This window comes from Thalassolituus sp. UBA6592 (assembly GCF_002433655.1).
Classification (GTDB): Bacteria; Pseudomonadota; Gammaproteobacteria; order Pseudomonadales; family Oceanobacteraceae; genus Venatoribacter.
In genome coordinates, this window is the sequence record NZ_DJIO01000057.1 from 1 (window position 1) to 6,392 (window position 6,392).

The following is a 6,392-nucleotide window of genomic DNA, read 5'->3' on the forward strand; positions in this document are numbered from 1 at the left end:
GATCAGGTCTGAACTAATTCATATTATCACTGCGTATCCCTCTACCTCTGTAAAGCTTAATGGCTATCGCCTACTCGCTGGCCAATAATCATCATCTAAAAAATACGCTACAAAAAAGCACCTGTTCAGGTGCTTCTTCTTTTCAATTATTCCAGAGTCAGAAAACCTGCCCCCTAAACCAGCTTCTTCAGCTCCTGCAGGCGCTTATGCTGTTCTTCTCTTGGTAGTGGATGCACTACTTCTTCCGGTAATGCTTTGGGGATTTCCAGTTCTATTTCTTCCCCGTTCTGCAGGCGCTGCAGCAGGATTTCATAATTGCGTTTAAATACCGGGAAGGCCTGTTCTTCGATGGTGTTAGCGAGAAAAAACCAGTCGCTGGCGCGCGCTGCGAAATACACAGCAGGATGGCTCCAGTTGTAGTCTTTTTTAGGCGATGGGGCGCGGCAGGCTTCCATATAGGCAGCATGGGCGGAGGGCAGGCCAAGTACGTCGGCGACGTCGCAGCGTGCCAGTACTTCGTGCACATTAGGCAGAAAGCTGCTTTCTTTTACCGCTCTTTCAGCGGCGCGCATCATGACTTCCGGGCTGTATTCGCCGAGTAAACGTGACCACAAGCGTTTGGCCATGTTCATGGTTTCCAGGTCCGGGAAGGCTTTCAGAAACTGGTTGTGGTAGTTGAAGCGGAACAGTTCAAAGATCTGGTTGATGGCTTCTTTCTGTTCAACGGTGGCTTCGCGTTGCTGGTTGGCGGCGCTGGCTGCAGCGCCACGTTTACCAGCTGGTGTCTTTGAGCCGCTGGATACTTGCTTCAGCTGTTGCGTAACCTGGTTGAGCACCTTGCTGGCGGTTGGCTGATTGTCCATTGGCTTCTCCTGACTGGGCTAAACGTTTACCCCATTGTTGTTTTACGTACTGCAGAAAACGGCTGTTCCAGCTGTTGTGTACCTGATTGGAATCGCGCCAGTAGAGCACAAATTCCGGCACCAGCTGTTCAGCAAAACGGCGATCAATGTGGGCCATGGTGAGAATATCAAAACAGTCCGGTGAAGGCTGCCAGTTTTCCGCGATGCGGGTCGGCAGAGGGGAGTACTCTACCGAAGCGGAATAGCGCGCCCATTGCTGACGCACGTGCTGAATAAATTTGCTGTTCCAGGTTTTGAAGGCATCACCGCGTTCGGCCCAATAGAGCACGAACTCGGGCACGGCATCGGCGATAAACTGAGGATCGATGCCGGCGCGGGTCAGAATCTGACAGGCGTCGTTATTGGGCTGCCAGTCGTGGGCGATAGGGCCTGCTTCTTCCTGCGTCGGGCGAAAGGCGGTGCGTTCCGGATGGGCATTGGCAGAGCGCGTTGCCGGGTTGTGTTCTGGCCCCGTGCTGCCGCTGTTGAGATTGCCCTGATTGAACGAGCGCTGCAGCGCGCGCTGATTTTTCAGTGCGTCATTCTGCTGATACACCCACTGGGTTTTTACATGGCGGAAGAAGCGCGTATTCCAGTCGTTGCGGTTGGCGCCCTGTTCCTGACCGGCAAGCATAAAGGTATCCAGCTGTGAGCAGCTGAAGCTGCGCGGAATTCCGTGCTGTTCAAGGCGCTGCAGGGTATCGTCCTGTGGCTGCCAACTGCCGGACAATGGCTCTTTCTGGTGGCCTGGACGGCTTTGATTGTATGGCTGAGTCTCTGCACGCGCATAGTTATGCGCTGCTGTGTTGGCTGGCGACTGTGTGTTCGCCGCAACGGCCTGTGGTGGCGCAGGCGTCTGTTCTGTGTGAGCGGCTGCCTGTTGAGCACTGAAGGTGTAGATCAGGGTGTCGCTATCTGGGAACATCGCGCCCTGCAGGGCAATCAGCCCTTTATCACACAGGCTGCGCAGCACCCGACGGATACTGACGTCATCCCAGAACGGCAGTTGCATGCGCAGCACCTGATTGTTGATGCGCGCATAGCTCTGGCTCTGCTGGCGGGCAGCATCGTTCAGCACCGTCAGCAGTACGGCTTCTTCCAGGCCAATGGTGGCGGCCAGGGTTGCCGATAAGGCTATGGTATTGTCGCTGAACAGCGGGTGACTGGGCATACTGGGTCCACTGGTTATCGGGTGTGTCCGGATATTGAGCTGCTGCTTACTGTACTGCGTGTCGTGCGCCTGGTGTACTGTGCCTGTTGTGCTGGGCAAGTACCGGGTTGCTGCGCTGAGCAAGCACTGTGCTGACACCATGCTCATACTGATGCTCAGCATAACAGCCGTGCGGGCAGCGCTGAAAGGGCTGCCGGCTCAGCCCGCTATTGTACCCATTTTGAGTCGCAGGGGGCGATAGCTCATAACACTCGGCCGATCAGACAGGGTGTTTCAGCACCGTCTTAAGCGACCGTTGTGTATGGCAAACACTGGCGGCCAGCGCCTGACAGCAGCAAATCGCAGAAAGACACACGGCAGAAAGAAACAGGGCAGACGGAAACCAGACAGAAAGAAACAGGGCGGAAGGAGATAAGGCAGAACGATGGATTTCAACACAATGCGCGCTTATTTACTGGCCAAGCCGGAAGTCGTGGAGGATTTCCCGTTTGGTCCGCAGGCCTGGGTCTATAAGGTCGAGGGTAAGATGTTCGCGCTGCTTTCAGAAGGAGGTGCGGGGGATGCGTCCGGCCCGCGCGTAAACCTCAAATGTAACCCTGAACAGGCACAGGCGCTGCGCGATCTGTTCAGCGGCATCAGTGGCGGTTACCACATGAATAAAAAGCACTGGAATACGGTGCTGCTGGACAGCGACGTACCCGACAGCGAGATCGAGCGTTTGGCGGATCATTCTTATGCGCTGATCGTCAGCAAATTGCCGCGTGCCCGGCGGCGCCATCTGGAAACGCAATATTCAGAGCAGGCGCTGGGCTATCACGAACTCGGCTGATGCTTAATGAAGCAGCAGAACACAGGGTTAACCGCGGTTGAGGAATAATTGTTTTCCTGAGCTTGCTGATAAAACTATTTACCCATACTTTATGGCTCATAGTGAAAAATGATTGGCTGGACGGCTGCATAGCAGGCTGGCCAGATGAACGAGCTTGGTAGATGAACAAGTCGGCGCATTCAACAGACGAGGTTTTTATGTCGTATGACACGCAGGATACGGATCTTGAGGTAACGGATTCCGCTCCGAACATCACCACTGATAGCAACCAGGTCGGGAGTGCGGAGCCCGCCTGGCGTGAGCTGAAAAGTTACGATCCACATTGCTTTGCCTGCGGGCAGGAAAGCAGCATGGGGCTGAAGATGGAGTTCTCCACCAATGGTGAGAAAATGCGCTCCAATCTGGTGGTGCCTGCTCATCTGCGTGGCTGGAGCAAGCTGGTACACGGCGGCATCATCACCACAGCACTGGATGAGATGATGGCCTGGACGGGCATTCATTTCCTCAATCGTTTTCTGCTGACGCGTGATATCAAAGTGCGCTTCAAACTGCCGTTGTACGTGGAAGAGCCGGTCACGGTTTACGGCTGGATTGCTGAACACAGCAGCGAGCGCAAGGTGACACTGGCGGCGGAAATCATCAACGCCAAAGGCCAGCAGGCAGCTAAGGCCGAAGGGGATTTCGCCCTGTTTACGCCGGAGAAATTTGCCAGCATGAATCTGGTGCCTGAGGAGGAGCTGGTGCGTTTACAGCAGATGTTCTCGATCTCGCAGCAAAGCAAAGCCGCTGACTGAGACGGCTGAAGATGGTCAGGAGTGCTTTGTTTGTGAGCGCTTTGTTTATGAAAGTGTTGCTGTTATGAAAGCGTTAATAGTGGAAGGCGGCGCCATGCGCGGCATCTTCAGTGCCGGCATTCTCGATGCGTTTATTGAGCAGGATTATTTCGACTTCGACTGGTTCCTCGGGGTGTCTGCCGGCGCATCCAATGTGGCGGCCTATCTGGGCAAGCAACACGGCCGGAATTACCGCGTGTACACGGATTACTGTCTGCGCCCGCAGTTCAAACAATGGCGGCGTTTTCTGCGTGGCGGTGATCTGATTGATATCGACTGGCTGTGGGACATTACTGAGCGCGAGCTGCCGCTGGATCTGGCGCAGTTAGAGGAGCGCGCGGCAAAAATGCTGGCGGTGCTGACCTGTGCGCAAAGCGGCGATCCGCATTATCTGTCACCGCAGGCCGGTGAGCTGTTCCAGTTGATTAAGGCATCCGGCACCATGCCGTTTGCTTATAAAGGCAAGGTGGAGCTGCGTGGACGGCAGTGGTTCGATGGCGGGGTGGCGGATTCCATTCCGGTGGCGGAGGCTTACCGCCGTGGCGCCCGGCAAATGCTGATTCTGCGCTCGAATCCGGCCAGTTACCGTAAGAAAGCCTATGGCCTGAAAAAACTCTTCCCGCTTTTGCTGCGCAAATACCCGGGTATTGCCCGGCGCCTGCAGCAGCGTCACGACGACTACAACCGCGCGCTGGATTTTATCCACCAGCCGCCAGCGGATTGTGAGATCCATCAGATCTGCCCGCCGGAGGATTTTGCGGCGGATCAGTTCACCACAGATACCAAGGTACTGCATACCGCCTACCTGGAGGGGGTTCAAAGGGGGCGCAATTGGCTGCATAATCCCGCGTTCTGAATAATTCTCATTTAAGAATAACAACGCAGGAGACTCCCGTGCAGCGCAAACAACTGATCACCATCCATCTCTGGCTGGCCGCTTTTTTCACCCCGGCAATTCTGCTGATGGCCATCACTGGTGGCCTCTACCTGTTGGGCATCAAAGGCAGTGTCGATACTGAACAGGTCGCTCAGCTGCCAGGCGAGAAGCTGGCGTTTAACAAAGGTGAAGAGAAACCGCGTTTTGATGCCCTGTTGCAGCAGGCTGGTATCAATGACTTCAGTTATTCCTATGTGAAAGACCGTGGCCGTGAAGCCATGACCCGCCCGACCAGCCGCACCTATTACATTCTGCGTGAAACGGACGCCGGGCTGGATGTGATCCGCGCGGAGCCGTCAGTGATTGCCGGCCTGATTGAGCTGCATAAAGGCCATGGCCCGGTTGTTTTCCGCTGGCTGCAGATCGCCCTCGCTGCGGCGCTGGTCTTTATTATGGTGTCTGGTTTATGGCTGGGTCTGCAGTCGCCTATGCTGAAAAACAAAACCCTGTTGCTCAGCGGTGCCGGTGTCCTGGTCTGTGTTCTGATCGCGGCTGCCTGATTTAGTATCCCGCCATCATTACATCGCCCGCTCTGTTATTGAGCGGGCGGCCTTTCTGTCCTCTTTTTCTGTCCCTTATTTTGCCGCCCCTCTTTTGCTGTCCTTCTTGCTTGCAGCCTTATCGCTGCGAAGTCTATTGAAATATAGGGATATAAGTCATTGGTTATAAATCAATAACAAAACGGTTTAACCGTTCAATCCCGTGCGAAAGACTCAGGCTTTCACTTGAGTTAATATCACTGTATTCGCATATCTATACAGCAGTGCGTTGTGTGCACCTGCTGGTTTGAGGAATTTCAATGACTTACGAACTGATTGGTGGTGCCTTAATCGGCGCTGCTGCGTCTTTGCTGTGGCTGGGAATTGGCCGTATCAGCGGTATGACCGGCGTGATCTCCAGCCTGTTTGCGCTGGCGGATAAATCCCGCCATTGGGCTTTGTGGTTTATGGCCGGGCTGATGCTGGCGTTGCCAGTGTTTTATGTGGCCGGAGGCGATGCGCCTGTCACCATGACAGACAACAAAGCACTGCTTATGGCGGCTGGCCTGCTGGTTGGCTTTGGTACTTATATCGGTAACGGCTGTACCAGTGGTCATGGTGTGTGTGGGATGGGCCGTCTTTCTCTGCGCTCTATGGTCGCCACCATTACCTTTATTGTGGCGGGCGTGATTACCGTCGCCATTATGGATCAGCTGGGAGGTGGTTTATGACTGGCAAAATGACCCGGGCCGGAATTCCGGTGGCCTTTTTCAGCGGCATGATCTTTGGCCTGGGGCTGCTGGTATCCGGCATGAATAATCCGGCGAAAGTGCGTGCTTTTCTCGATGTTTTCGGTCACTGGCAGCCGGAACTGATTGCGGTGATGGGTTCTGCTGTGGTGATTTTTGCCATTGCTTTCCGTCTGAGTAAAAAACGCAGCCAGCCGGTGTGTGCGGATATGTTCCATGAACCGACTATGAAGAACATTAACCTGCGTCTGCTGACCGGCGCCGCCATGTTCGGTATCGGCTGGGGGATGGTTGGCCTGTGCCCGGGTCCGGCACTGGTCAATATCCTGCATTTTGATCCGGACATTCTGCTGTTCGTTGCAGCGTTACTGGTCGGTAACCGCATCGCCCATCATGTGATCGGGCCGGTGAAAGCGGCGAAGTAAATACTGGCTGGCTTATGGGCTGGCATGATACAAAACCCGGCGATGGCCGCAATGCTGTTCACTTAAG

The 6,392-nt window shown here is 54.8% G+C and carries 8 protein-coding genes; 6 read left to right on the top strand and 2 right to left on the bottom strand.

Going from position 1 to position 6,392, the window contains the following annotated elements; translation table 11 throughout:
• Window positions 1-173: 173 nt before the first annotated feature.
• Both B2Z72_RS05115 and B2Z72_RS05120 read right to left on the bottom strand, forming a co-directional pair.
• Window positions 174-863 carry a replication protein P gene (locus tag B2Z72_RS05115; RefSeq protein WP_296986233.1) on the bottom strand — a complete coding sequence of 230 codons (690 nt, stop codon included), beginning with the start codon at window positions 861-863 and terminating at the stop codon, window positions 174-176.
• On the bottom strand, window positions 772-2,073 hold the full coding sequence (locus tag B2Z72_RS05120) for a DnaT-like ssDNA-binding domain-containing protein (RefSeq protein ID WP_296986231.1): 1,302 nt from the start codon (window positions 2,071-2,073) through the stop codon (window positions 772-774). Before B2Z72_RS05120 ends, B2Z72_RS05115 begins: the two co-directional genes overlap by 92 nt.
• Before the next feature lie 424 nt (window positions 2,074-2,497).
• Here B2Z72_RS05120 and B2Z72_RS05125 point away from each other — a divergent pair, with 424 nt between their 5' ends.
• From B2Z72_RS05125 to B2Z72_RS05150, 6 genes are all read left to right on the top strand, one after another.
• Complete coding sequence (locus tag B2Z72_RS05125; protein WP_296986229.1) at window positions 2,498-2,902, top strand: MmcQ/YjbR family DNA-binding protein; 405 nt, start codon at window positions 2,498-2,500, stop codon at window positions 2,900-2,902.
• A gap of 197 nt (window positions 2,903-3,099) precedes the next feature.
• The gene (locus B2Z72_RS05130; protein ID WP_296986226.1) at window positions 3,100-3,696 is read left to right on the top strand and encodes a PaaI family thioesterase; all 597 of its coding nucleotides are present in this window, start codon (window positions 3,100-3,102) and stop codon (window positions 3,694-3,696) included.
• Window positions 3,697-3,760: 64 nt separating this feature from the next.
• A complete protein-coding gene (locus tag B2Z72_RS05135) occupies window positions 3,761-4,591 on the top strand; it encodes a patatin-like phospholipase family protein (protein WP_296986224.1) in 831 nt (276 codons plus the stop codon).
• Window positions 4,592-4,629: 38 nt separating this feature from the next.
• On the top strand, window positions 4,630-5,172 hold the full coding sequence (locus B2Z72_RS05140; protein ID WP_296986222.1) for a hypothetical protein: 543 nt from the start codon (window positions 4,630-4,632) through the stop codon (window positions 5,170-5,172).
• 299 nt (window positions 5,173-5,471) lie between these two features.
• A complete protein-coding gene (locus tag B2Z72_RS05145; protein ID WP_296986220.1) occupies window positions 5,472-5,882 on the top strand; it encodes a YeeE/YedE family protein in 411 nt (136 codons plus the stop codon).
• Window positions 5,879-6,325: a YeeE/YedE family protein gene (locus tag B2Z72_RS05150; RefSeq protein ID WP_296986219.1), complete on the top strand. Its 447-nt coding sequence runs from the start codon at window positions 5,879-5,881 to the stop codon at window positions 6,323-6,325. The genes B2Z72_RS05145 and B2Z72_RS05150 overlap by 4 nt, the downstream gene beginning before the upstream one ends.
• Window positions 6,326-6,392 lie beyond the last annotated feature (67 nt).